The 25,478-nt window shown below is 54.8% G+C and carries 20 protein-coding genes; 10 read left to right on the forward strand and 10 right to left on the reverse strand.

The genetic code is table 11. The features are described 5' to 3' along the window. The first annotated feature begins 279 nt into the window (after positions 1–279). The 4 genes from ACVBEJ_RS01235 (at position 280) to ACVBEJ_RS01250 (ending at position 5,621) form a co-directional block, all read left to right on the forward strand. Complete coding sequence (locus tag ACVBEJ_RS01235; protein ID WP_447127764.1) at positions 280–1,911, forward strand: peptide ABC transporter substrate-binding protein; 1,632 nt, start codon at positions 280–282, stop codon at positions 1,909–1,911. A gap of 3 nt (positions 1,912–1,914) precedes the next feature. After that, complete coding sequence (locus tag ACVBEJ_RS01240; protein ID WP_447127765.1) at positions 1,915–2,853, forward strand: ABC transporter permease; 939 nt, start codon at positions 1,915–1,917, stop codon at positions 2,851–2,853. Continuing rightward, positions 2,850–3,731: an ABC transporter permease gene (locus ACVBEJ_RS01245; protein ID WP_447127766.1), complete on the forward strand. Its 882-nt coding sequence runs from the start codon at positions 2,850–2,852 to the stop codon at positions 3,729–3,731. Before ACVBEJ_RS01240 ends, ACVBEJ_RS01245 begins: the two co-directional genes overlap by 4 nt. 279 nt (positions 3,732–4,010) lie before the next feature. After that, on the forward strand, positions 4,011–5,621 hold the full coding sequence (locus ACVBEJ_RS01250) for an ABC transporter ATP-binding protein (RefSeq protein WP_447127767.1): 1,611 nt from the start codon (positions 4,011–4,013) through the stop codon (positions 5,619–5,621). Positions 5,622–5,733: 112 nt separating this feature from the next. Here ACVBEJ_RS01250 and ACVBEJ_RS01255 read toward each other — a convergent pair whose 3' ends face one another. The 4 genes from ACVBEJ_RS01255 to ACVBEJ_RS01270 form a co-directional block, all read right to left on the reverse strand. Next, complete coding sequence (locus ACVBEJ_RS01255; protein WP_447127768.1) at positions 5,734–8,595, reverse strand: EAL domain-containing protein; 2,862 nt, start codon at positions 8,593–8,595, stop codon at positions 5,734–5,736. Then, the gene (locus ACVBEJ_RS01260; RefSeq protein WP_447127769.1) at positions 8,592–9,611 is read right to left on the reverse strand and encodes a cytochrome-c peroxidase; all 1,020 of its coding nucleotides are present in this window, start codon (positions 9,609–9,611) and stop codon (positions 8,592–8,594) included. The genes ACVBEJ_RS01255 and ACVBEJ_RS01260 overlap by 4 nt, the downstream gene beginning before the upstream one ends. A gap of 34 nt (positions 9,612–9,645) precedes the next feature. Beyond that, the gene (locus ACVBEJ_RS01265) at positions 9,646–9,972 is read right to left on the reverse strand and encodes a DUF4286 family protein (protein ID WP_447127770.1); all 327 of its coding nucleotides are present in this window, start codon (positions 9,970–9,972) and stop codon (positions 9,646–9,648) included. 84 nt (positions 9,973–10,056) lie between these two features. After that, positions 10,057–11,085 (reverse strand): phospholipase A, encoded by a 1,029-nt coding sequence (locus ACVBEJ_RS01270; RefSeq protein ID WP_447127771.1) that lies wholly within the window; start codon positions 11,083–11,085, stop codon positions 10,057–10,059. 198 nt (positions 11,086–11,283) lie between these two features. On the opposite strand from ACVBEJ_RS01270, the gene ACVBEJ_RS01275 reads away from it, so the two are divergent. Then, positions 11,284–12,102: a sulfurtransferase gene (locus tag ACVBEJ_RS01275; protein ID WP_447127772.1), complete on the forward strand. Its 819-nt coding sequence runs from the start codon at positions 11,284–11,286 to the stop codon at positions 12,100–12,102. A 109-nt stretch (positions 12,103–12,211) separates the two neighbouring features. Here ACVBEJ_RS01275 and msrA read toward each other — a convergent pair whose 3' ends face one another. The 4 genes from msrA to ACVBEJ_RS01295 all read right to left on the reverse strand — a co-directional run bounded on the left by msrA (position 12,212) and on the right by ACVBEJ_RS01295 (position 16,943). Then, the gene (gene msrA / locus ACVBEJ_RS01280; RefSeq protein WP_447127773.1) at positions 12,212–12,850 is read right to left on the reverse strand and encodes a peptide-methionine (S)-S-oxide reductase MsrA; all 639 of its coding nucleotides are present in this window, start codon (positions 12,848–12,850) and stop codon (positions 12,212–12,214) included. A 29-nt stretch (positions 12,851–12,879) separates the two neighbouring features. Next, positions 12,880–14,907 (reverse strand): transglutaminase family protein, encoded by a 2,028-nt coding sequence (locus ACVBEJ_RS01285; protein WP_447127774.1) that lies wholly within the window; start codon positions 14,905–14,907, stop codon positions 12,880–12,882. Then, a complete protein-coding gene (locus tag ACVBEJ_RS01290) occupies positions 14,904–15,878 on the reverse strand; it encodes a DUF58 domain-containing protein (protein WP_447127775.1) in 975 nt (324 codons plus the stop codon). The genes ACVBEJ_RS01285 and ACVBEJ_RS01290 overlap by 4 nt, the downstream gene beginning before the upstream one ends. 147 nt (positions 15,879–16,025) lie before the next feature. After that, on the reverse strand, positions 16,026–16,943 hold the full coding sequence (locus ACVBEJ_RS01295) for an AAA family ATPase (RefSeq protein WP_447127776.1): 918 nt from the start codon (positions 16,941–16,943) through the stop codon (positions 16,026–16,028). 226 nt (positions 16,944–17,169) lie between these two features. Between ACVBEJ_RS01295 and ACVBEJ_RS01300 the strand changes: the two genes are divergently transcribed. Continuing rightward, the gene (locus tag ACVBEJ_RS01300; RefSeq protein WP_447127777.1) at positions 17,170–18,339 is read left to right on the forward strand and encodes a methyltransferase; all 1,170 of its coding nucleotides are present in this window, start codon (positions 17,170–17,172) and stop codon (positions 18,337–18,339) included. Positions 18,340–18,347: 8 nt separating this feature from the next. On the opposite strand, the gene ACVBEJ_RS01305 is transcribed toward ACVBEJ_RS01300, so the two are convergent. Further along, complete coding sequence (locus tag ACVBEJ_RS01305; RefSeq protein ID WP_447127778.1) at positions 18,348–18,920, reverse strand: lipid-binding SYLF domain-containing protein; 573 nt, start codon at positions 18,918–18,920, stop codon at positions 18,348–18,350. 313 nt (positions 18,921–19,233) lie between these two features. Here ACVBEJ_RS01305 and recQ point away from each other — a divergent pair, with 313 nt between their 5' ends. From recQ to ppk2, 4 genes are all read left to right on the forward strand, one after another. Continuing rightward, a complete protein-coding gene (gene recQ, locus ACVBEJ_RS01310) occupies positions 19,234–21,057 on the forward strand; it encodes a DNA helicase RecQ (RefSeq protein ID WP_447127779.1) in 1,824 nt (607 codons plus the stop codon). After that, entirely contained in the window at positions 21,051–21,464 is a 414-nt protein-coding gene (gene arfB, locus ACVBEJ_RS01315; protein ID WP_447127780.1) for an alternative ribosome rescue aminoacyl-tRNA hydrolase ArfB, read from the forward strand. Before recQ ends, arfB begins: the two co-directional genes overlap by 7 nt. Before the next feature lie 81 nt (positions 21,465–21,545). Further along, positions 21,546–22,379: a PHP domain-containing protein gene (locus ACVBEJ_RS01320; protein ID WP_447127781.1), complete on the forward strand. Its 834-nt coding sequence runs from the start codon at positions 21,546–21,548 to the stop codon at positions 22,377–22,379. A gap of 78 nt (positions 22,380–22,457) precedes the next feature. Continuing rightward, entirely contained in the window at positions 22,458–23,441 is a 984-nt protein-coding gene (ppk2, locus tag ACVBEJ_RS01325) for a polyphosphate kinase 2 (RefSeq protein WP_447127782.1), read from the forward strand. A 96-nt stretch (positions 23,442–23,537) separates the two neighbouring features. Here ppk2 and htpG read toward each other — a convergent pair whose 3' ends face one another. Continuing rightward, positions 23,538–25,463 carry a molecular chaperone HtpG gene (htpG, locus tag ACVBEJ_RS01330; protein ID WP_447127783.1) on the reverse strand — a complete coding sequence of 642 codons (1,926 nt, stop codon included), beginning with the start codon at positions 25,461–25,463 and terminating at the stop codon, positions 23,538–23,540. Between the last annotated feature and the right edge of the window lie 15 nt (positions 25,464–25,478).

The raw sequence follows: 25,478 nt of genomic DNA on the forward strand, positions 1-25,478 counted from the left end.
GCCAAAATGTCAAGATACAAGCATTTATTATGTAGTTATGCGCTTTCTGCTCTGCTCCATGCTGTCCCTTTTTTACCTGACAACAAATTTTGCGCGGGAACCTTTTCCCACAAACAGCCCAAAATGTCAATACATACATTCACAAAATGCAAACACCTTTAAAACGACAACAGACTCAACCTCAACAAAACTTTACTCCTGATCTTTACTCAACTCCCTGTTATTGCGGCTATGGTGCAGTTATGCTTGCAGCAAAATCTGTAACTGCGAAAAATGGCCGTGAAAAAAACAATCCTCCTCTTGGTTGGCTTTCTTCTGCTAGCCGCATGCAACGACAGTGAAACCAACGTGGAGCGAGGCAACCGTGAGGGCATTCTCTACTGGGGTAACGGCACCGAGCCTCAGGAACTGGACCCTCACATTACCACCGGCGTGTCGGAATCCTATATTCAGGAAGCCTTGTTCGAACCCCTGGTAAACAGCCACCCACAAAGCCTGGAGCCAGTGCCCGGTGTGGCGCAACGCTGGCAAGTCAGCGACGATGGCACTACCTACCAATTCTATTTAAACCCAGAGGCGCGCTGGTCCGATGGCAAGCCGGTAACCGCCGAAGATTTTCGCTGGAGTCTGTGGCGTGCCATGCATCCCAAGCTGGGCAACCAGTACAGCTATATGTACTACCCCATCAAAAACGCCGCCCCTTACCTGCGCGGTGAAATCAGCAATTTTGACGAGGTGGGTATTACCGTTATGGGCCCGCACAGCCTGCAAATACAGCTGGAAAACCCCACTCCCTATTTTCTTGGCCTGCTCAGCCATCACAGTTATTACCCGGTGCCCCGCAGCGCTATCGAAGCCCACGGCGACCCCTGGAGTCGGGGCAGCCATTGGACGCGGCCGGGGAACCTGGTCAGCAATGGCGCTTTTCAGTTGTCGGAATGGAAACTGTTTAACTACATTGCGGTGGATAAAAACCCTCACTACCACAAAGCAGACCAGGTGGCCCTCAACGGCATTCGCTTTTTGCCCACGGAAAACATCACCACCGAGGAACGAATGTTTCGCGCCGAGCAGCTGCATCACACTTACGAAATTCCCGCAGATAAAACCGCCTTCTACCGTAAGAACGCACCGCAGCAATTGCGCAATCAACCCTACCTGGGCACTTATTTTTACCGCCTTAACACCCGGGTAAAACCACTTGACGACATCAAAGTGCGGCGGGCCCTGGCGCTGGCCATTGATCGTCAGCAAATTGTCGAGCGCATTACCAAACAGGGGCAATTGCCCGCGTACAGCATCACGCCACCGGATACTGCCGGGTATACTGCGGAATCCAGCCTCAGTTACAACCCGGAACGTGCACGACAGCTGCTGGTAGAGGCGGGTTACCCCAACGGCGAGGGCATCGACACCCTGGAAGTGCTGTACAACACCTCTGAAAATCACCGCAAAATTGCCGTGGCCATCCAACAGATGTGGAAGAAAGAACTGAACATCAATATTACCCTGCGCAATGAAGACTGGAAGGTATACTTGGATTCGGAAAAGCGTGGGGAATTTCAAATATCACGCGCGTCCTGGATTGGCGATTACCTGGACCCGAACACCTTTCTGGACATGTGGCTGAAAGACGGCGGCAACAACCGCACCGGCTGGCACAGCCCGGAATACGATAACTTGATATTGGAACAGGCGCCCCGCGCCACCAGTCGCGAACAACGCTACGCCCTGCTGATGAAAGCGGAAAAAATCCTGCTCGACGAATTGCCGGCCATTCCCATTTACACCTACGCCACCCGCCACCTGGTGCACCCGTCCCTGAAAGGGGTTACGTCAAACCTGTTGGATAGACCGTTCTTCAGTCATTTCTACCTCGAACCCGCACCACACCACCAAAGCGAGCCGTAATTGATGTTGCGATTCACCCTGATACGTCTGTTGCAAGCCATTCCTGTGCTCTTTGCGGTAGTCACCCTGACCTTCTTTTTGGTGCGCGCCGCCCCCGGCGACCCGCTGGCCTCCGACAAAGCCATGCCGCCAGAGGTGTATGCCGAACTCGGTGCGCTCTACGGGTTGGACAAACCGGTGTGGCAGCAGTACGTCAATTACCTGGGCAACCTGTTGCAGGGTGAGTTTGGGCCGTCGTTCAAGTACGTAGGCCGCACGGTAAATGAGCTGATTGCCGCCGGATTGCCCGCCACTGCGGAACTGGGGTTTTACGCCATGCTGGTGGCAGTACTGATTGGTGTCAGCGCCGGCGTGGTGGCGGCGTTGCGCCCCAACAGCGCGCAAGACTACGTGCCCATGTCGGTGGCCATGATGGGCATTTGCATGCCTTCATTTTTGTTGGGGCCGTTGCTGGTACTGGTATTTGGTTTGTGGCTGGACTGGTTGCCAATTTCCGGCTGGGGAACCATTCCCAGCGACAAAATCCTCCCTGCCATTACCCTGGGTGCGGCCTACGCTGCTTATGTGGCGCGTTTGTCCCGAGGCGGCATGTTGGAGGTGATGTCCCAGGATTACATTCGCACCGCCCGCGCCAAAGGCTTACCCGAATCACGCATAGTCTTCAAACACGGGCTGCGCGGTGGCCTGATTCCAGTGGTGGCGTTTTTGGGCCCCGCCTTCGCAGGCTTGCTGTCTGGTTCCTTTGTGGTGGAAACCGTTTTCCAGATTCCCGGCATGGGCCGCCTTTACGTTCAGGGGGCTTTTAATCGGGATTACACTCTGATTATGGGTACCACCGTGTTGTTCGCCACTCTGATTATTGTCTTCAATTTGCTGTCAGATGTGCTCTCCGTATGGCTCAACCCCAAACTGCGACAGCAATACCAGGGAGGTGGGCAATGACCAGTAGTACACCCACCTTACCTGCGGAAAAAGGCAGCAGCCTGTGGCAAGACGCCTGGGTACGGCTGGGCAAAAATCGCCTGGCACTGTTTGGCCTCGGCGTATTGAGCCTGCTGGTTGTGGTCTCAGTGCTGACCCCCTGGTTGGCCCCGTACTCCTACGACCAGCAAAACCTGGAACTGGGCGCTACCCCGCCCTCATGGGATCACTGGCTGGGCACCGATACCTTTGGCCGCGATCTGCTTACTCGCATTCTCTACGGTGGTCGTGTTTCCCTGGCGGTAGGTTTTGTAGCCACCGGCGTAGCGCTGCTTATCGGCGTGCTTTACGGCGCTGTAGCGGGCTATATGGGTGGCCGCATTGACGCCGCCATGATGCGCTTTGTGGATATTCTCTACGCCCTGCCCTTTATGATTTTTATTATTTTGCTGATGGTAATATTCGGCAAAAACATTCTGCTGTTGTTTCTCGCCATTGGTGCGGTGGAATGGCTCACCATGGCCCGTATTGTGCGCGGCCAGGTACAAAACCTGCGCCATCAGGAGTTTGTAGAAGCCGCCACCGCCATCGGCCTGTCCCGCTGGGCCATCCTGCGCCGCCATATCATTCCCAACACCCTGGGACCGGTGATTGTGTACACCACCCTCACCATTCCCAACGTGATGTTGCTGGAGGCGTTTTTGAGCTTCCTGGGGCTCGGCATCCAACCACCGGAGAGCTCATGGGGTCTGTTGATCAACTACGGTGTGGAAACCATGGAAGAATACCCCTGGCTGTTAATCTTTCCGGGGTTGGCGCTGTCCATCACCTTGTTTGCCTTGAATTTTTTGGGTGATGGCTTGCGGGATGCTCTTGATCCTAAAGCGAGTAAGGATTGATGAGATAGTCCGGCATGAGCCGGGTATTGTTTGTTATGACACGCCGTGAACCCATCCATGGGGGCTCGTGGCCAGCATCCATGCTGGCCGCGGTCATAACAAACAATACCCAACTCATACCTCGCAGTCTGCCACCGGAAGGTCTTCGGCTGGTAAAGGTTTTCAGGCCGTTGGCCGCAGGGATAGCGGCCAAAGAGCGTACAAGGATGTATTCACAGCGTGCCTGAAAACCTTTACCAGCTGAAGGCCACATTGGTCATAATTTATATTTAATTCGCTATGGCACTATTAAAAGTAAACAATCTACGAACTTACTTCCACACCCGCAACGGTGTGGTGAAGTCGGTGGACGATGTCAGTTTTTCCATCGACCGTGGTGAGACCCTCGCCATTGTCGGCGAATCCGGTTCCGGAAAATCCGTCAGCTGCTACAGCCTGCTCAATCTGATTCCCCAGCCACCGGGGAAAATAGAAAGCGGTACAGCCCTGTTCGATGGCCGCGATTTATTGAAAATGAGTGCCAGAGAATTGCGCCAGGTGCGAGGCAACGACATTGCCATTATTTTTCAGGACCCGATGACCAGCCTCACGCCGCACCTGACCGTGGGCGAACAACTGATCGAACCCCTGCTGGAACACCGCAACATTACCCGCAGCCAAGCCCGCCAGCGAGCCATTGCCATACTTGAAGAAGTGGGCATCAACCCCGCAGAACAGCGCTACAACGACTACCCCCATCAGTTTTCTGGTGGCATGCGCCAGCGGGTGATGATTGCCATGGCGCTGATTACAGAACCCAAACTGCTGATTTGCGACGAACCCACCACCGCACTGGACGTTACCGTGCAGGCACAAGTGTTGCAGCTGATCCATCAACTGCAACAACGCCACCATATCGCCGTATTGTTTATCAGCCACGATCTCGCAGTAGTATCGGAGATTGCCGACAAAGTGGCGGTAATGCAAAAGGGAAAAATTGTCGAGCAGGCAGATCGCACAGCTATTTTTACGGCACCTCAACACCCGTATACCAAACAATTACTGGCTGCCATTCCCCAGGGGGGCAAACAGGCCACCAGCACAGCGGACCACAAGCCACTGGTCAGTTGCAGCAATCTGGCGGTGCAATTCGCCAGTGGCAAAGGTCAATGGACCAAAGCGGTGAACGACGTCACCCTGGATATTTACCGCGGCGAAATTCTCGGCCTTGTGGGTGAATCCGGTTCGGGAAAATCCACCACCGGGCGCGCTTTGCTGAATCTGATTAGCAGTCATTCCGCCAGAGTTTCCGGCCAAATTACCTACGATAACCAGCACATCCAGGGATACAACAACCGTCAGATGCAACCATTAAGGCCGCGGATGCAAATGATCTTTCAGGACCCTTACGCATCTCTTAACCCGCGCATGACGGTATTCGACACCCTGGCAGAACCCCTGCTGTACCACGGCCTGGCAAACCGCAAAAACGTGACAGAAAAAGTGCTGGCGCTGATGGACGATGTGGGGCTGGCCAGGGCATTTGTGCGCAAGTATCCCCATGAATTTTCCGGCGGCCAGCGTCAGCGCATCGCCATTGGCCGCGCCATTGCCAGCGAGCCGGAATTTATCGTGGCTGACGAGCCGGTTTCGGCCCTGGACGTAACCATACAGGCGCAAATACTGGAACTGATTCTGCGGCTGTGCAAGGAGCGCCAGCTGACCATGATGTTTATTTCCCACGACCTGTCTGTGGTGCGCATGCTCTGTGACCGGGTGGCGGTGATGTACAAGGGGAAACTGATGGAAACAGAACAGACCGAGGTGCTGTTCAGCCAACCGCAAACGGAATACTGCCGGCGGCTGATGGAAGCTGTGCCCAGTTCAGAACTATTATTAACCCGGCAATAGAACCTAACGCACTTGCGCGGAAGTGCTTGATTTTATTGAGCTCGCGCTGGCTACGCCAGCGGCGGCACATCCCTGTGCCGCATTATTAAACGCAACCTATAAGGTTGCCGGTTTAATAATCTGAACAAACCACCGCGGAGAACTGCTCCCAGTCTTTGCTGTCCAGCAGGTTATCAATAGGGAATGGAGCAGAAACCACGTAGCCCTGAATGTAATCCACGCCAATTTTTTTCAACAGCCTGATGGTTTCACGGTCTTCCACCCATTCCGCCACGGTTTCCATGCCCAATGCGTTACCAATGGCATGAACAGATTTGACAATGGAATAATTCACTTCGTTACCGACCATACCTTTCACAAAAGAACCGTCGATTTTTACCGCGTCCACGGGCAGCTGTTGCAGGTACGCAAAAGACGACATGCCACTGCCGAAGTCATCCAGTGATATGCCATCACAGCCCAGAATAAGGAATTGTTCGATAAAGCTGCTGGTAACGGCAAAATCTTTTACCGCCGATGTTTCCGTCACCTCGAAGTGCAAATTCTGCATAAGCCGAGGGTGTTGTTCACAATTTTTAGTCACCAGTTCCAGGATATCCACATCCCCAAGGGAACAGCCAGAAAGGTTGACACAAAATATCGGATTGTGGGTTTCGATATAGCTGGCATGCTGCGCCATAAACTCAAAAATCTTGTTGATAACACAACTGTCGATCAGGGTAATTTGTTTAAAGCGTTCCGCCGCCGGCAGGAAAGCACCAGGGGGAATGAACTCGCCGTCTTCATCGCGCATCCGCACCAGCACCTCGTAGCGAGGCCGTGACGCCTCTTGCTTCAACGCCACAATAGGTTGTACAAACAAACAGAATTGATCGTTCTCCAGCGCTTTGGGGATTCTTGACACCCAGTGCATTTCATTGTGGCGAACCGAGGCTTCCGATGCCTGCTCCTGATACAAATGAATGTGCCGGCCCATATCCTCCTTGGCGGAGTAACAGGCCACATCTGCCTTGCCCATCAGATCTTCAACACCGCTGCCGGAATCATCAACCCGGACAATGCCGATGCTGGCGCCCACATCAAAAAACAGATCGTTCCAGGGGAAACGAAACCCCTGCATGATGCCGGTGATTTTTTCGGCCACCTTTGTCGCCGCATCCACATCGCAGCCCCACAAAATAATGCCGAATTCATCACCGCCCAGGCGACCGACAATATCACTGCCACGCACTGCGTCATTGAAAATCCGCGTCACCTGTTTCAGCAGCTCATCCCCCGCCATGTGGCCACAGGTGTCGTTGACAATCTTGAATTGGTTGAGATCAATGTACATCAGGGTATGAACCAGAACGCCATTGGCCGCACTCATCACCGCAGCATTCAATTCCTGCTCAAACGCACCGCGGTTGATCAAGCCGGTCAGGTCGTCGTGGTAGGCCATGTAAGCGAGTTCTTTTTCGGCCTTTTTGCGGGCGGTAATATCGCGACTGTATATGTTGATATAAGGCGTATCCGCCACCGGTATAATCAACAACAGCAGGCAGCGCCCGGCGGACTCCACCTCCACTTCCTGATCACGCCCGGTACGCCGCAGGTCGTCAAACAACAACTGCCAGGTTTCCGGTACTCGCTCACCTCGGCCAACCCCCCAATGATTCAGCAGGTGTTCGGCAGGCTTGTTGGCATAGGCCACCTTGTGTTGATCATCGATACGCAACACCGCTTCCGGGTTTTCTTCCGGCAAACGCGCCAATGCAGATATTTCCGCCTCTGCCCTTTTCAGGTCACTGATATCTGCGCGTATAAAAATAAACTCAACAATTTTGCCCTTTGAATTGCGCTTGGGAACAATGGTGGTGATGGACCAGAACTTGTCGCCATTTTTGCAATCCAGGCACGTTTCCCCTTTCCAGCTCTCCCCGGTATTTATCTTGCCCCAGATCTTTTTATAGAAATCCACGTCATGTTCACTGGAAAACAATACCGTGCGCGGCTTGCCCACCAGTTCATCCCGCGAGTAACCCAGTTTTTCACAAAAGCGATCCGACACCTCGCGAATCATGCCATCGGTATCAATAATGGTTACCATGGCGTATTCATTGAGAACGTATTGCTGAAAATCGGCCTGTTGTTTGGACTCATCGAGTTTGCGGGAGGTGCGGGAGATTCTTCTCACCAGATAGATCATCACCCCACTCAGCAAAATCGCTCCCAGCAAAGCGGCAATACGCAATGCCTCAATGCGTTTTTCCGACGCCTGTCTTTTTTGCAGCAAAAACCGCTCCATCTGATCCATGGCCTGTTCCAGTCGATGAGCGTAAATCTGCTTGGTCAAACTGTCGAGGCTGCCCTGGTATTGGAGAATTTTTTCCGAGTAACTGCTCAGCAGGTCGAGTTCCTGCTCGTTGTCACCAAACTGGTGGCGCTTTTGCGTAAAGCTAGCCAGATATTCACGCACCACCTCTGCACCCTGATTGCTGTTCACCATCAGGGAGGTAGACATCACCAGATTTTTAGCCAGCAACAACAACTCTGCACGGGCAGTGTCGCCGGAGGACACCTGTTCTTCCAGCACCTTCAGGGTGCTCAGGCTCAGTGAAGGGTAGTGATGCCAGGTCAAGCGCATCACCGAGTTGTGGTATTTAAACTCCTCAATTCGCTGTTCTTTATCCGCAAGGGTTTGTGTGAAGTTTTTCAGGCGACTTTGTGTGCCTTCGATATCAGCGACCTGATCAGCAAACTCCCTGGACCTGTTGCGCAGTTCATCAAGGTATTTGATCAGCTCATCGTAATTTACAGAAATACCGATGTAGCTGCGACCAACTTCTTCGTTGAGCCTGGCATCAGTGGTGCGCAGCTGTGCCAGACCTTCCAGAAGGCGCTCATCTTCCTCAACGTTGGCCGTCAAAGCCACCCAGATCAGCACAAATACCGCGCACAACAAGAGTACAAACAGGCTGCGATTGATCATCATTGCAACGGCTCCGGCTTTTCACCGGTGAGGGATTCGAGAAAGCGAGCGATTAATTCCGCCTCCTCATCGGGAATCTTGCGCCCCAACTGGTAATAACCCATGGTTTTGATGGCATCCTGCAACCTGGCCGTAGAACCACTGTGAAAATAAGGCCCGGTTTTGGCCACATTTCTCAGGCTGGGCACTCGCATTACGAAACGGTCCGATTCCACGCCAGTTACATTAAAACGCCCCAGATCAAATTCATTGGTTGCCACCACTGTTTTGTACGGCTCGACAAACACGCCAAAACGCGCAAACATATTTCCGCCCACATTGATTCCCTGATGGCAGGCGATACAGCCGTAATCTATAAAAAGTTTCAGCCCCTGTTTTTGCTGCTCATTGATGGCGTTGTTGTCTCCGCGCAGAAAGCGGTCAAACGGGGCATTTGGGGTAATCAGGGTACGCTCGTACTGCACTATGGCATCGGTGATGCTGCTTTTATCAATCACACCCCCGTACAGCTTTTTAAATTGTTGCTGATAATCGTTTTTACTGCGCACATATTGCAAAGCCACCGTCCAGCCGGCTCCCATGTGGCGATCATTGTTCACCACTGCATCCACTTGCCCATGGAGGTCATCTACAGCGCCATTCCACATCAGGCGAAAATTGAACACGGCGTTAAACACCGTCAGGGTGTTCATGTCGTCAAATCCGCCGCGAACGTCGATGGATTTTTTCAGCCCGTCACTGCCCCAGAGCTCCACACTGTGACAGGTACCGCAGGAGGCGCGCCCCGCCCCCAGGCCTGAATCATGGAAAAGTTGCTGCCCTAACAATGCTTTTTCCCGGTTTACCGGAAGTGATTGTGGCAGCGGCTTGATGAAGTTGAGGTAGGCTGAACCTTCAGGTTCAGCTGAATTTGAGTCCTGAGCCCGGGAATTGAATCCGGCAAACAGTCCGGACAGAAGCGCCGCACCGAACAACACACAACGTGCAACAACAGGCGCACAGAATCGGTTTATTATCATTATTTGTCCTTTAGCAATGAGCTGTGACCATTACTCAGTCATTCTCATCGACAAACTTCTCCAACGGTTCCAACACCCTGCGATTGGCGCTGAATTTGCCACCAAAGCGCTTGATACCGTCTTCACGCATGGCAATTGCAGGGCCATCCAGATACTCATTGAGAGCTGCGCGGCTTTCGACAAAATAGTGCACCGTCCAGCACTCACCGTCCCCTCCCGCCTGGTCAGCGTCTCGCTGATAGAATTTAGCGGCATGAAAGCCGGGATTCTTTAGCATGTCCTCAATGTGGGTTTGCAGCCAGGTTCGATAGTCTGACGCAATATCCCGACTCACAGTGAGATTTACTTCATAAATTAACACAGAGTGCTTCCTCCAAGTAATTCTTCAATTTAATTTTGTTAAGTTCACTGGCGCAGTGCCCGGCAAAATTAACCTGCAGCACTCCTAGAGCCAATCGGTCAGTTGAAATCCGATACCAATGGTTTCGTGCTTCACATTATAGTCAATCAAACTTTCCCCGTAGCCGTTAAAGTACTTCATATAACCCTGCAAGCGATCATTGATGGGAAAGCTCCAGCCCAGTTCATATGCTCCTTCCGCGGTAATCGGGTCGCGCACCATCAAACTGATACTGTGACCACCGCGATCATAAACCCCCTGCCACTCGAAGTGACCGAGGAAGCGGGTAATATCCGGGTTGTCGTCACCGGTGGTTTCCAACGGGTCCATCTTCAGGGGCTCCGGGAGCCGGTACCAGGGCTTGAGGGAGAACGCAAAATTGTCGCCATACTCAAAGATAAAATCCATCATCACCCTGTTCCAGCTGCGGGAAAACGGCACATTGCGGCCATTGGACTGATGATTAAACACAAACTGGTTGGCCACATTGCGCAACTTGCCCCACTGCCAGTCGTTGTAAAATGACAGGATCATTTCCGGCTCGTGATTCGTCTCCCGAAACGGTGCCGACAGCTCGCTGTTGTACACCTGCCAGAATGAGCGGTTGGTGTAGGCAAAACTGAGGTTGCCGTTTTCTCCAAACACCTCCTTCAGCAACGGCACCTCGCGAAACAGTCCGCGGTAGAGGGGAATTTTAAAACTCATCTGAAACTGGGCTTCCACATCATCCAACTGCCCTTCCTGAACGTTGACCGACTCGTCAATGCCGCCGTTGTACACGCCGGTAAGAAAGTAGGTCGGGCGGTGAGCAATCAGGGCGAATGGGTTATCGGAGGCGGATATTTCCTGGGCTATACGGCGTTTCAAGGCGGTGTTGGCCAGAACGTCGGAAAACTGGAATTGCTCCTGTATGGTCAACTTGTTGTGGCACTGTTGGCGCAATTCCCCCACCGTGACATTATCAGCGGCAGTGGCCAGGGCATCCACCAGGCAGGCCTGCATATCATCCTGAGGTGTGGTTCCCTGAGCTTGCAGAGTTGCAAAAATGGCGACAATAAATAACGGTATCTTCACTGCCTTTCCTTTGGTTTGGTAGACTCAAGGGCACTTATAAAAATAGTGATATTTTCGTGAGGGCAAGGCGGTGGCGCACGCAGACCCGCAGTGTATAAAGGATACATGAGGAGTCGAGTACGCCACCAACGCCGCCATCGCGGAAATAGTGCATTTTTAGAAGTGCCCTTAACGCAGTGTACCACTGGGACCCTTACCATGACCTCGTCACCCATGATTTCCGTTGATGAACTCAACGCGCTGGAAACAGACAATCTCATTATTTTCGACTGCCGCTTTAATCTGGCGGATACCGGGCAAGGCCAGTTGGCCTACAACGAGGGCCATATACCCGGCAGCCACTATCTTCACCTGGATAGCCATCTCTCAGGCGCAAAAGCCAAACACGGTGGCCGTCACCCATTGCCGAGCCCGGAGCAATTTTCAAACACCATGTCCAGCTTTGGCGTCAGCGGCGATACCACCATAATTGCCTACGACGACCACAGATTTGCCTACGCTTCCCGGCTCTGGTGGCTGCTGCGCTATTTTGGCCACACCGAGGTTTACGTACTCGATGGTGGCTACAGCGGTTGGCGCCAACAGGGATTGCCGCTATCAAAAGAAGCGCCGGCAGTGCCACAACAAGGCAACTTTGAAGCCCGGCCCCAGACAGGCTGGACAGTGGATTACCACAACGTTTGTGAGCAGCTGGAGAGCCCCCGGCGAATATTGATCGACTCCCGGGAAACACCTCGCTATCAAGGCTTGCAGGAACCCATTGACCCCATCGCCGGGCACATTCCCGGCGCCGCCAATTTCCCCTGGCAGGAAGTCACCGACGAACAGGGCTTTGCCCGCTGCCCCAGTCATCAGAAACAACGCTGGGCACCGGTGGCGGAAAACAAAGAAATCGTGGTTTATTGCGGCTCCGGCGTCACCGCCTGCGTCAACCTGCTGGCAATGGAAATGGCCGGCATTCACGATGCCAGGCTCTATGCGGGGAGTTGGAGTGATTGGTGTTCGTATCAAGAGTAGTGTCGGGATGCCGTCATCCTGAGTACAGCGAAGGATCCCAGCCCTGGTGTCAGATACGGGATTCTTCGCTTTGCTCAGAATGACGTTACAAACTAATGCCCGCAGCCAATCAATCCCACTGAATCTTTACGCCCGTACCCTCCAGCTCGGCTTCGCCGTCGGGGTTTTTTGCCAGGTATTGCTGTTGCTCCGCATCGGCATAGTAGAACTCAGGAGCCATTTCCACTGCGGTAGTGATATCGCCAAAGCCCTTCTCGGATAGCCGCTTCTGGTAATGCGCCAGGCTTGCTTCCGCCTGTTGCAGCTGTTCATTGTCAAAACAGAAAATCGCCGACCGATACTGGGTTCCCACGTGCTCGCCCTGACGCATTCCCTGGGTGGGGTTGTGGCATTCCCAAAAGATTTTCAGCAGGCGTCGATAGCTGATTTCGGAAGCATCATAGGCCACCAGCACCACTTCCGCGTGGCCGGTTTGCGAACTGGCCACTTCGTCGGCGCGGGGGTTGGGTGTATACCCACCGGCATAGCCCACGGCGGTAGCGTAGATGCCGTCCTGCTGCCAATAGAGAAATTCCGGCAACCAGAATGGCCCCATGGCAAACATGGCCTGCTGGATACCCAGCGGAAACGGGGTTTGCATGTCGTTGCCGGTCACGTAGTGTTCGGCGGGTACCGTTACCGCTGTGGTTCGACCCGGCAGCGCAGAACTGGCGCTGACCATCTGCTGTTTGTGTCGATCATTTTCCATCGTTTGGTACTCCTTTCTGGCTTACCGGCCTACCGAAACCGTTTTACCTCCCGATAAAACGCCTCGGTGTATTGGAGTTGCTCCCCGTAACAAATTTGTTCGTACAATTTCAACGCCATCAACGCATTGTTGCCATTGGCTGTTTTTTTGTTCATTTGCCCACCCTGCAACCGTTGCAGATAAGCCCTTGGCCCCTCACCACAGCGACGCGGCCAGCCCGCTTTTGCGAGTTTACCGCACAGGCGCTCAAACGACCGTTGCAAGGGTGTGCGGCGCTGGGCCTGTAAACTGCCGCGCAGCAACCACAACAGCACCGCGCCAATCACCAGAGCTCCTGTGGCCAACAGCAACAGGCCAATGCTGCGCCAGCTGACTTCACCCAACCAACGTTGCAACAGCGACTTTTGCTGACTCTGGTATCCCAGTACCCACTTGCTCCAGTAGTAATCCAGCGCATCCAGTTGCAGCCGCAGTTGGTTTAACAAATCAATATGACGAAACCGCGACAGAGAAAACCCACCTTCCGTCAATGCACTCTGACTGTTACTGAAAAAACTTTCCGCGCCCTGTTCAATGCGCTCTGGTGCTACGGCTGCGGTGGGGTCTACCCGCACCCAGCCCTTGTTCGGCAGCCACACCTCGGCCCAGGCATGAGCATTGTATTGGTGCACCAACAGGTAGCCATCCGGGTGCCGCTCGGCCCCCTGATAACCGGTAACCACCCTTGCCGGTATGCCGCCAGCACGCATCAGAAATACAAAACTGCTGGCAAAATGCTCGCAAAACCCCCGCTGGGTCTGCCACAAAAACTCATCCACGCTGTGAGTACCCAGCTGTGGCGGCTCCAACGTATAGGTGAACTCCCGATTAAACCACTGCAACACTCGTTGGATGTAAGACTCTTCCGTGACGGTTTCGGTGCGCCACTGAAGCGCCCGCTGCCTGGCTCCGGGATTATAACCCTCGGGAATTTCCAGAACTTTGCGCCGCTGCCAGGTTACCAATTTATCGGCAAAATAGCGGTACTGGGGCCACCAGCTGACCGAGTAGTGCTTTTTGGTACTTATCGGCTGCTGACTCACCAGCCGCAACTCACGGGTAAGCCCCACATCGGATTCCGCAGATTGCGGGGCTGGCAAGGCAAACAGCCAGGGCCGCTGAGTGGGCTCCATAATCAGCGTGTAATCGCGCCGCTGACCACCCTTGTCAATGCGCTCCTGCCAGTGCTGGCCAGGGTGTGCCGGTGCATTGCCACCCCAAACCACATGGCCTCCGTCACGAAATCCCACCGGGTCCATCTGCTTCCAGCGGCGGCCATCAAAGTGAGTCAGTACCGGCCCGCGCCAGTAAAGCAATTGGGCCGGGGGTGGTGTACCTTCGTCAAAGGCCACCCGAAACGCCAGATCACCGTTTTTACCCAACCGGGAAAAATCCCCGGGGGACATTTCCCCGCTCACCCCGGTAGACGCCTGCTGCTGGCCCGGCACTCCCCAGAACGCAGGCAAACGCGGCAGCACCAAAAACAGCACCACCATCAATGGCAGGGACTGCAACAGCATCACTGCACTGCGCTGCAAGGGCGACCAATTGCTGCCCCGCCCTTCTGCCCGTTGGTAAATACCGGTCAGCGCGGCGGTAACCAGCAGCACGCAAAGCAGGGTATACGCGGCAACAGCAATGGTTTGTTCGTACAGCAATTGCAATACGGCGGTGAAATAGCAGACAAACACCAGTTTGATGCCATCCCTGCGGCGGTGCATTTCCAGCAACTTGAAACTGGCCGCACTCACCAACAAGGTCGTCAGGGGTTCCAGGCCGGTAAAACGCTGAAAGGACACCAGCATCCCCGCGATGGTGGCCAGCAGTAAAAATACCTTGGCCCAGCGACCAGGATAGCGCCACAGCCCCCTGTGTACCTGCAGGCGCCACACAAAGTTAACCACCAGTAATAACAGTATCCACCCGGGCAGGGCAGAAGACAGGCCAGCAGCAATGGCTGCCTGAGCACAGAGCAACCACACCAGGCCAGCGCGGGGCATTTGCCACTGAGGGGTCACAGGCTGCCCTCGTTATCGGCAATCTCAAACAGGGCCAGTTGGCGCAATACTTCCTGGCGTTGGCTGTCGCCCTGCCCCAGAGACACCTCAACCCCGGGCAGTTGCAGACCGTATTCCACCGGCTGAGCGGAGATTTCCAACACCCGTGCGCAGAGGCGCGACAGGCGTGCTTCCCGGTCCAGCCCCGGATAGTCCTGCCAACGCAGCCACAGGCGTTCATCAATGGCGTCAGCATACTCTTTGCCCAACAGCCCGCGCTCGCGGGCGTAGTGCTTCCAGGACAGGTGCTGTAATGGCATGCCCTGCTGATATTTTTTAAACCCGGCAAAATCATCGCTGCCCACTGTGGCCTGTTTTTGCCCTGCGGCACCACTGGCCTGGGGCGAAGCCACAGCAGTTCCAGGCAATGGCCGGGGATACACCAGTCCGCAGCAGTTGAGATCCAGATAAGTCCACACCCGCAACAGGCCAACCGGGTAACGGCTTTCCACCGTTACCCGCCCCGGCCGCAACCACCCTCTGTCGCGACTATCCAACGGCACCAGAACTTCCTGCCGTATGCTGTCCAGCAGGTTCAATACCTGGTGATCACCGTGGCCAAAGCGAAAAGCAATGTCCTGACGCTGGCGTTTATCGGCGCAACAGGCGGCCATGCGAAACAACATGCGCTGGCCGGCAAATACCGGCTCGGCGGCCACAAAGGAAATTTCCAACCCGGCAAGATTGGCGTAGCTGTGAAGAATGGCGGTAACAAACAGGGCACTCAGCAAGCAGGCAATGGCAAAAATCGGGCTGTTTTCGTAATTGGTGGCCAGCAACCAGAGTACCGCGATCAACCCGAGGAATCCCCAACCACCCCTGGTGGGCAGAATAAACAACCGTTGCTGATTCAGGCGAATACGCCGCGCCGCAGGCAGGCGCTGATTGAGCCAGTGGGCAAAGTGACGGCGGATAAAACCCGATTCATTCATAGCTTAAAGGGCGCTTCTAAAAATAGTGATATTTCCGCGAGAGCAAGGCGGCGGCGCACGCAGACCCGCAGTGTATAAGGCATACATGAGGACTCGAGTACGACGCCAACGCCGCTATCGCGGAAATAGTGCATTTTTAGAAGTGCCCTAAACAATATCCACACTGTCGAGTAACTTCGACACCAACTGGTCACCAGGGATTCCCGCCAATTCGTTAGTACCTCGCAGGCGGTGCCCCAGCACAGCAGCGGCCACTTGCTGAAGGTCTTCGGGAATCACATAGTCGCGCCCTTCCAACAGTGCCCAGGCACGGGCGCTGTGCAGCCAGGCCAGAGAGCCACGGGGGGATACGCCAAATTCAAACCCCGGTTCACTGCGGGACTGGCCGGTGAGCCGTTGCAGGTAATCCAGCAAGCTGGCGGAGGCTTTTACCTGTTCCACCTGTTGCTGCAACTGCAACAACAGTGGCAGCTCTATCACCGGTTTCACGTCTTTCAGCAATGTTCGCGGATTCAGGCCGCTGAGTAATTTGCGCTCCGCCGCCTGATCCGGGTAGCCCAGGGACAAGCGCATTAAAAAACGGTCCAACTGCGATTCCGGCAGTGGAAATGTCCCGGATTGATGGCTGGGATTCTGGGTGGCAATTACAAAGAACGGCGTTGGCAGCTCCCGTGTTTCCCCCTCTATGGTGACCTGCTGTTCGGCCATGGCTTCCAGCAAGGCACTTTGAGTTTTCGGGGTGGTACGGTTAATTTCATCCGCCAGCAGCAGTTGATTGAAAACCGGGCCCGGATGAAAGCGGAATTGCTCGCTGTCGCGGTTGTACACCGACACGCCGAGAATATCCGCAGGCAACAAGTCACTGGTAAATTGCACGCGGCTGAAATCCAGCCCCAGCACCGCCGCCAGAGTGTGCGCCAGCGTGGTTTTGCCCATACCGGGCAAGTCTTCAATCAACAGGTGTCCGCGCGCCAACAGGCAGGCCAGCGCCAGACGAATCTGGGGTTCTTTGCCCATCAGCACCTGGCTTACGGCATCGACGATTTTATCGGTAACGGGTTTCATTCTGTTTGTTGTTCCTTAGGGCGCTTCTAAAAATAGTGATATTTTCGCGAGAGCAAGGCGGTGGCGCACGCAGACCCGCAGTGTATAAGACATACATGAGGACTCGAGTACGACACCAACGCCGCTATCGCGGAAATAGTGCATTTTTAGAAGTGCTCCTTATTGTTATTCGAAAAACTGTCATACTGCGCCCTTTTGACCGCAATAAAAACAAAACTGCTTGCCAATGGAAACCTATCATTCCCCCAATGCTTCCCTGGCCCTTTCCCGCTACCCGCAACGGCAGCGGGAAACCTTGCGCGCCTGGGATGCTGCCGATGAATACCTGATAAACCACATCGCCGATCAACAACTGGCTGGGCCGATACTGATATTGAACGACAGCTTTGGCGCTTTGGCTGTGACCCTGCGCACAGCTTACCCAAGCACTCCGATAGTGACGATTGGTGACTCCTGGCTGTCGCAGCAGGGAACAGCACAAAACCTGGCTGCAAATGGACTGTCAACCGACTCGGTGGAATGGCGGGATTCTTTACATTGGCCTGAACCCGAAACCCTGTTTGATGCGGTGCTGATCAAAATCCCCAAAAGCCTCGCCCTGCTGGAAGATCAACTCCACCGCCTGCAAAACCACATCGATTCAAACACCCGAATTGTGGCAGCGGCCATGGTAAAACACCTGCACAGTTCCCACTTGAATGTATTTGAAAAACTGATTGGCACAACCACCACCTCGCTGGCCAAAAAGAAAGCGCGGCTGGCCTTTGCCAGGGTGGATAGTTCGAGAGCGAACAGCACAACGAAAACAGCAAAATCCCCCTACCCAAAACAGCTGGAATTGACAGAACCGGGTTTGCAACTGCACAACCACGCCAATGTATTTTCCCGGCGCGGGCTGGATATCGGCAGCCGTTTTTTTATTCAGCACTTGCCCCAAAACGAGCGTTATCGAACCATTGTCGACCTGGGCTGTGGCAACGGATTACTGGGAATTGTCGCCGCGCAGAAAAACCCCGGCGCAGAGCTTGTTTTTACCGACGAATCCTTTATGGCGGTGGCGTCGGCAAAACGTAATTTTTCACTGAACTGTCCGGGCCGCACGGGACATTTTCGGGTAACCGACTGCCTGCAAGGTGTGGAGCAAAACACTGCCGACCTGATCCTCTGCAACCCGCCCTTCCACCAACAAAATGCCATTACCAGCCATATTGCCGAGCAGATGTTTCGAGAGTCCAAAGACGTTTTAAAAACCGGCGGGGAGCTGTGGGTAATTGGCAATCGGCATTTGGGGTACCACGTAAAACTGAAACGGCTGTTTGGACACTGCCAAACAGCCGCCAGCAATAGCAAATTTGTGGTTTTGCGAACGGTGGTTACCAGGGAGTTCGAAAGGTAACATACGTTTTAATCGCGTGAATTCAACTCCTTATCCTGCCAAAACTTCATCCCATCCACTGTGGCTTCAAGAGCAATTCCGGCTTTGGTGAGTTCATAACTGACAATATCAAAATCCACGGATTTCACCACGTTGACGGAACCGCCTTGATCATCCGACTGGGCGGTGGCACCGGCCTGACCGGACACATCCCAGCCATTGTCAGCAAAGTTTTCCAGATCGTGCGCTTTCCTGAAAATCAGCACCAGGCGCATATCCCGCAACCCTGCGCCAATGCCCAGGCCGCCACCGGCCATTCTCATATAGGTTTTGCCACCGCCTTTGCGGGTCACCACCCCGTAGCCACCCGTGGTAGTCACAAAAATCAAATTGGTATTGATATTACTGAATACGGCGTAACCGGCAGCGTCGGCAATTTGCTGACGCGCCTTGGGGTGTTCCTTGTAAAGATCGCGCAGGGCATCGCTGCGCATATTTTCCACATAGCCACGGCGCTCTTGCACCGTATTTCCTTTGATGCTGGAGCAGCCAGCAACAAACAGAGCAAGAGTGATCAGGACAGCAGTCAGTGCGGTTTTCATAGTAAATACCTCGTTCGGTGTCGGCTCCCGCTAACTATAACCGACTTTGCCAGAGTCAGTGCCAAAACTGTACGGTGGATTACACCGCTTCGCGGCTAATCCATTACCCTACGGCTGTCCAAAAAATTTGAAGGCATGAATCTGGAGTGGCTTGCTGTGACCGTGGCCAGCAGGGATGCTGGCCTCGAGCTTACATGGACGTACTTGCAGCGTGTCACAGCAAGCCACTCCAGATTCATGCCCAGCGCCACGTATTTGGCATATCAACAGGAGTCAGCGCGTAATCCTCTGCCGGGGCAGCTATAATGCCGCCATGATTGAACAGGCCCACAACATACTTCGGGAAACTTACGGCTACGAGGCCTTTCGCGGCCCCCAGCAGGAAGTGATAGAAGCCGCACTCGACGGCAGCGACACTCTGGTACTGATGCCCACTGGCGGCGGCAAATCCCTGTGCTACCAGATACCTGCCCTGGTGCGGGATGGCCTGGGCATTGTAGTGTCGCCATTGATTGCGCTGATGCAGGATCAGGTATCGGCACTGGTGCAGCTGGGCATTGAGGCTGCCTTTCTCAACTCCACGCAAAACCCCGCCGAACAGCAGCAAATCGTCGAAAAAATGCACCGGGGAGAACTGGATATTCTCTACATCGCCCCGGAACGCCTGTTGCAGCCACGCACACTCAGTTTGCTGGAATCCCTGACCATTTCGCTGATCGCCATTGACGAAGCCCACTGTGTGTCTCAATGGGGCCATGACTTTCGCCAGGACTACCTGGCGTTGCATATTCTGCGCGATCACTTTCCCGGCGTGCCGCGCATGGCACTCACCGCCACCGCCGACCCACGCACCCAGCAGGAAATTCCCCAGCGCCTGCAACTGGACAATCCCAGGCATTTTGTCAGCGGCTTTGACCGCAGTAACATCCGCTACAGCGTGCAACCCAAAAGCGATGCCAAAAAACAGCTGTTGCGCTTTTTGATCGGTCACAAAGACAACGCCGGCATTATCTACTGCATGTCGCGCAAAAAAGTCGAAGCCACCGCCGAGTGGCTGTGCAGTCGCGGCCTGACCGCCCTGCCCTACCACGCGGGTTTGCCCGCCGACACCCGCGCCGAACACCTGCAGCGCTTTCTGCGGGAAGACGCGGTGGTGATGGTGGCCACCATCGCCTTTGGCATGGGTATCGACAAACCGGATGTGCGCTTTGTGGCGCACCTGGATTTACCCAAAAGCATGGAAGCCTACTACCAGGAAACCGGCCGCGCCGGGCGCGATGGCGAGCCCGCCGATGCCTGGATGGTATTCGGCCTGCAAGACGTGGTGCGCCTGGTACAAATGATGGACAGCTCCACCGCCCCGGATCAGCAAAAGCGCATCGAACGCAGCAAACTGGATGCCTTATTAGGCTGGTGCGAAGTCACCGAATGCCGCCGCCGCTCTCTGCTGGCTTACTTTGGTGAAGACTACCGTGGAGAACAGCCAGACGGTGGCTGCGGCAACTGCGATATCTGCCTGACACCGCCGCAGACCTGGGACGGCACCGAGGCGGCGCAAAAGCTGCTGTCGGCAGTGTATCGCAGTGGTCAGCGCTTTGGAGCCGGCCATGTGATCGATATTCTGCGTGGCAAACAGAACGACAAAATCATCCAGTGGAACCACAACCAGTTAAGCACCTTTGGCATTGGCAGCGATTTGACCGACAGCCAGTGGCGTTCTGTGGTGCGACAACTGGTGGTGCAGGGTTTTCTGGTGGCCGACGCCGAACGCTACAACGCCCTGCGACTCACCGAAGCCAGCCGCCCTCTGCTGCGCGGTGAAATGACCCTGACCCTGCGCCTGGATGTGGTGGATAAATCCCCACTTCGCAAGCCCGCACGCAAACCGGCCAGCAGTAACGTCAGTGACGACGACCGGCAACTGTGGGAAGCACTGCGGACGCGGCGCAAGCAACTGGCGGACGAACAAGGCGTGCCACCCTACGTGGTGTTCCACGATGCCACCCTGATGGAAATGATGGAATATCAACCCACCACAGAAGCGGAATTGCTGCATATCACCGGCGTGGGTCAATCGAAACTGGATAAATTCGGCGTCGAGTTTCTCGACGTACTGCGGCAGCATGCCCCGTGTTGACCCTCTCCAACAACGTTGTAATTCCGGACAACGAATTGCACTTCAGCGCCATTCGCGCCCAGGGTGCCGGTGGCCAGAACGTCAACAAAGTATCCAGCGCCATCCACCTGCGGTTTGATATTCAGGCCTCATCGCTGCCGGAATTTTACAAACAACGCTTGCTGGCCTACCGCGACCAGCGTATTTCCAAGGAAGGAGTCGTGGTAATCAAAGCCCAGGAATTTCGCACCCAGGAAAAAAACCGCGACGCCGCCCTCGCCCGCCTCCGGGAACTGATTGTCGCCGCCACCACCGTGCAAAAAAAACGCCGCCCCACAAAGCCCACCCAGGCCTCCAAAAAACGGCGTTTGGACAGCAAGGCGAAACGGGGCAAATTAAAAGCCATGCGCGGCAAGGTGAGTGATTAAATTGCGATCTCCGGCCAGCCACTCCGAAGCCAGGAGATCGCCGCGTCGCTGCGCTCCTCGCGATGACAGCGGGGTTAATTTATGAAATTCGACCTGCACTGCCACAGCACCGCATCGGATGGCTCGTTGACGCCCGCTGAACTGGTGCAGCGGGCGCATCGGAATGGGGTTACTCACCTGGCCATTACCGACCACGATACTGTGGCGGCCTACCGGCAGATTGATTACAAAAGCTGCCCGTTGACCCTGATTCCCGGCATTGAAATCTCTACCACCTGGAACAAACGAGCTGTGCATATTGTTGGCCTGGGCATTGATATTGACTCAGCATCCATTACAGAAGCCGTCGAACAGCAAAGCGCTGCCCGCCAACAGCGTGCGCAACAAATCGCTGCCAAATTACAGCGCTGTGGCCTCAACTGCCCACTGGAAGAAGTAAAAAAAATCGCCAATAACGGCCAACTGGGACGCCCGCATTTTGCCCGTTACCTGGTTGCCAGCGGCCAGGTGAAAGACAATCAGCAGGTGTTTAAAAAATACCTTGGCGACGGCAAGCCCGGCGATGTCAAACAGCACTGGGCAACCATGGCGCAGGCGATTCAATGGATTGTCGACGCTGGCGGCACAGCGGTGCTGGCGCACCCGCTAAAGTACAAACTCACCCGCACCAAGCTGTTGTCGCTGATAGAGGATTTTAAAACCCTCGGCGGTCAGGCCATGGAGGTGGTATCGGGCAAGCAGATACCCCAAGACAGCCGCCGCATGGCGGATATCTGCCAGCAAGCGGGCCTGTTGGCGTCCTGCGGCTCCGATTTTCACCACCCGGATACCCATTGGGCGGAACTGGGTCAGCAATCGCCGCTACCACCAAAGACAGATACCGTACTCCCCATAATTGGTAACCGGTTTATTTGATCTGCATCAACAGCCAAACAGCGTCTGGCACCCCTGAAACTCCTATACTTAAGGGATAAAACAGCCCACGGAGAACCTATGGACACCCCCGCCAAACCCAATAGCAACACGAATACCAGCAGCAACGAATTCGATACCGCATTGCAACAAGCTCAATTGCCACCGGCCGCCAGTACACAAGCCGATGGCCGTCACCGCCTGGCGGAGTTACGCCACGACAATGAAGCCATCCGCCGCTCTTTTGAAACCGGAGAATACCCCTACAAAAACAAACTGAGCCGCAGCCGCTACGAGCAACACAAGGCGTTTTTGCAAACCGAATTGTTAAAAGCACAGCGCTGGGCCAAGGAAAGCGGTGAGAAAATCGTCATTATTTTTGAAGGCCGGGATGCCGCTGGCAAGGGTGGCACCATCAAGCGTTTTATGGAGCACCTCAACCCTCGGGGCGCACACGTGGTGGCGCTGGAAAAACCCACAGCAGCAGAAAGCACCCAGTGGTATTTTCAACGCTACGTACAACACCTGCCCTCTGCCGGTGAAATCGTGCTGTTCGACCGTTCCTGGTACAACCGCGCCGGCGTAGAACGGGTCATGGACTTCTGCACACCCAGCCAGTATCTGGAATTTATGCGCCAGTGCCCGGAGTTTGAACGCATGCTCACCCGCTCCGGCATTCGCCTGTTTAAATACTGGTTTTCGGTGACCCAGGAAGAACAGGCAAAACGTTTCGACGCCCGCAAAAACGACCCGTTAAAACAGTGGAAATTGTCACCCGTCGACAAGGCGTCACTGAACAAGTGGGACGATTACACCGAGGCCAAGGAAGCCATGTTTTTTTACACCGACACCGCCGATGCGCCCTGGACGGTGATCAAATCCAACGACAAAAAACGCGCACGGCTCAACACCATGGCGCACTTTCTCGCCAGTTTGCCGTACACAGGAAAAGACAGGGAAATTGAAAAAGGCCCGGACCCGTTAATTGTCGGCCACAGCGCCCATGTGATTGGTAACAGCGAACATATTCTTGGCAAGTCGCTGCATCCGAAACTGCGGCGTTAAAACAGACAGTAGCCCGGGTAGAGCGCAGCGGCACCCGGGATGAATTTTATTCGAAATATGCCCCCGGGTGCCGCTGCGCTCTACCCGGCTACTGGATCATTTGAACAGCAGTTTGTTGAGCCGCTGCACAAACGCAGACGGATCTTCCAGCTGCTCGCCGGCGGCCAGTTGCGCCTGTTCAAACATCAGTTGCGCCAAATCCCCAGCGCGATCTTCGTCCTGTTCCACGTCCAGTTGTTTCAACAGGTCGTGATCGGCATTAATCTCCAGAATGGGTTTGCTTTCCGGCACGTCCTGACCAGCGGCCTCAAGAATACGGCGCATTTGCATGCCCACATCCTGATCGCCCACCACCAGAACCGCCGGTGAGTCGGTCAGGCGGTTACTGGTGCGTACGTCTTCCACCGTGTCGCCCAGCAGTTCTTTGACTCTTTCCACCAATGCGCTGGGCTGTTCAGAGGACTTTTCTTCCTCAGTTTTTTCCGGCTCCCCGGTAATCTTGCCCAGGTCCAGCTCGCCGCGGGCCACATCCTGGAAGGATTTACCGTCAAACTCGGTGAGGTAGCTCATCAGCCACTCGTCGATGCGGTCGGTGAGCAACAGCACTTCGATGCCGTGCTTGCGGAACACTTCCAGGTAGGGGCTGTTCTGAGCGGCGCTGTAGCTGTCGGCGGTGAGGAAGTAAATTTTGTCCTGTTCTTCCTTCATGCGTTCAACATAGTCTGCCAGCGCCACGGTCTGATCGCTGTTGCCGGTGTGGGTAGAGGCAAAACGCAGCAGGCCGGCGACTTTTTCCTTGTTGGCAAAATCTTCTGCCGGGCCTTCTTTCAGCACCGGGCCAAAGGTATTCCAGAAAGTCTGGTATTCGTCCCCATCTTTCTTGGCCAGCTTGCCCAGCATATCCAGAACCCGCTTGGTAAGCGCCGAGCGAATGCTGTCCACCGCCGGGGTCTGTTGCAGAATTTCACGGGACACGTTGAGAGGCAGGTCCGCAGAGTCCACCACGCCTTTGACAAAACGCAGGTACAGGGGCAGGAACTGCTCGGCATCGTCCATGATAAAGGTGCGCTGAATGTACAACTTCAGGCCCTTGGGCGCATCCCGGTTGTACATATCAAAGGGCGCGTGAGACGGCACGTACAGCAAACTGGTGTAATCCAGCTTGCCTTCCACCCGGTTGTGGCTCCACACCAGCGGGTCCTGGTAGTCGTGGCCGATGTGTTTGTAAAACTCTTTGTAGTCTTCGTCTTTCAGGTCGCTGCGAGAGCGGGTCCACATGGCCTTGGCGCTGTTGACCACTTCGAATTCAACGGCCTTGTCTTGCTTTTCATTGTCGTCTTCTTCACCAGTGGGATAATCCGGTTTAACCATTTCCACCGGCACCGCAATGTGATCCGAGTATTTTTTCACAATACTGCGCAGGCGAAAGTCGTTGGCAAATTCACTTTCATCGGATTTCAGATGCAGGGTAATGGCGGAACCGCGCTCGGCCCGCTCGATGTTTTCCACCTGGAATTCCGCTTCCCCCTCACAGCTCCAGCGCACCCCCTGGTCGGCACTGTCACCGGCGCGGCGGGATTCCACCACCACTTTGTCGGCAACGATAAAGGCGGAGTAAAAGCCCACACCGAACTGGCCGATCAGTTGGGAATCGGATTTCTGGTCGCCGCTCAGGGAGGACAAAAACTGCGCGGTGCCGGATTTGGCGATGGTGCCGAGGTTGTCAATGATCTCGTCCCTCGACATGCCGATGCCGTTATCGCTGATGGTGATGGTTTTGGCTTCGCTGTCGGCGGTAATACGCACTTTCAGGTCGCTGTCGCTCTCGAACAGGTCGGCGTTTTCCAGGGCTTCAAAGCGCAGCTTGTCGGCGGCGTCGGAGGCATTGGAAATCAACTCGCGCAGGAAAATCTCCTTGTTGCTGTACAGGGAGTGGATCATCAGGTGCAGAAGTTGCTTGGCTTCGGTCTGGAAACCGTGGGTTTCAGTTTGCGTTGAGGTTTGGCTGGCGGTATCGCTCATGGTGCTTTGCTCCGT

It is taken from the genome of Porticoccus sp. GXU_MW_L64 (genome assembly GCF_052983295.1).

Bases quoted from the DNA above. Each gene is read 5' to 3' on its own strand.
- msrA (WP_447127773.1), bottom strand. From the start codon at position 12,850: ATGGAAAATGATCGACACAAACAGCAGATGGTCAGCGCCAGTTCTGCG.
- ACVBEJ_RS01245 (WP_447127766.1), top strand. From the start codon at position 2,850: ATGACCAGTAGTACACCCACCTTACCTGCGGAAAAAGGCAGCAGCCTG.
- htpG (WP_447127783.1), bottom strand. From the start codon at position 25,463: ATGAGCGATACCGCCAGCCAAACCTCAACGCAAACTGAAACCCACGGT.
- ACVBEJ_RS01295 (WP_447127776.1), bottom strand. From the start codon at position 16,943: ATGAAACCCGTTACCGATAAAATCGTCGATGCCGTAAGCCAGGTGCTG.
- recQ (WP_447127779.1), top strand. From the start codon at position 19,234: ATGATTGAACAGGCCCACAACATACTTCGGGAAACTTACGGCTACGAG.
- ACVBEJ_RS01300 (WP_447127777.1), top strand. From the start codon at position 17,170: ATGGAAACCTATCATTCCCCCAATGCTTCCCTGGCCCTTTCCCGCTAC.
- ACVBEJ_RS01255 (WP_447127768.1), bottom strand. From the start codon at position 8,595: ATGATGATCAATCGCAGCCTGTTTGTACTCTTGTTGTGCGCGGTATTT.
- ACVBEJ_RS01305 (WP_447127778.1), bottom strand. From the start codon at position 18,920: ATGAAAACCGCACTGACTGCTGTCCTGATCACTCTTGCTCTGTTTGTT.
- ppk2 (WP_447127782.1), top strand. From the start codon at position 22,458: ATGGACACCCCCGCCAAACCCAATAGCAACACGAATACCAGCAGCAAC.
- ACVBEJ_RS01250 (WP_447127767.1), top strand. From the start codon at position 4,011: ATGGCACTATTAAAAGTAAACAATCTACGAACTTACTTCCACACCCGC.
- ACVBEJ_RS01275 (WP_447127772.1), top strand. From the start codon at position 11,284: ATGACCTCGTCACCCATGATTTCCGTTGATGAACTCAACGCGCTGGAA.
- ACVBEJ_RS01320 (WP_447127781.1), top strand. From the start codon at position 21,546: ATGAAATTCGACCTGCACTGCCACAGCACCGCATCGGATGGCTCGTTG.
- ACVBEJ_RS01290 (WP_447127775.1), bottom strand. From the start codon at position 15,878: ATGAATGAATCGGGTTTTATCCGCCGTCACTTTGCCCACTGGCTCAAT.
- ACVBEJ_RS01260 (WP_447127769.1), bottom strand. From the start codon at position 9,611: ATGATAATAAACCGATTCTGTGCGCCTGTTGTTGCACGTTGTGTGTTG.
- ACVBEJ_RS01240 (WP_447127765.1), top strand. From the start codon at position 1,915: ATGTTGCGATTCACCCTGATACGTCTGTTGCAAGCCATTCCTGTGCTC.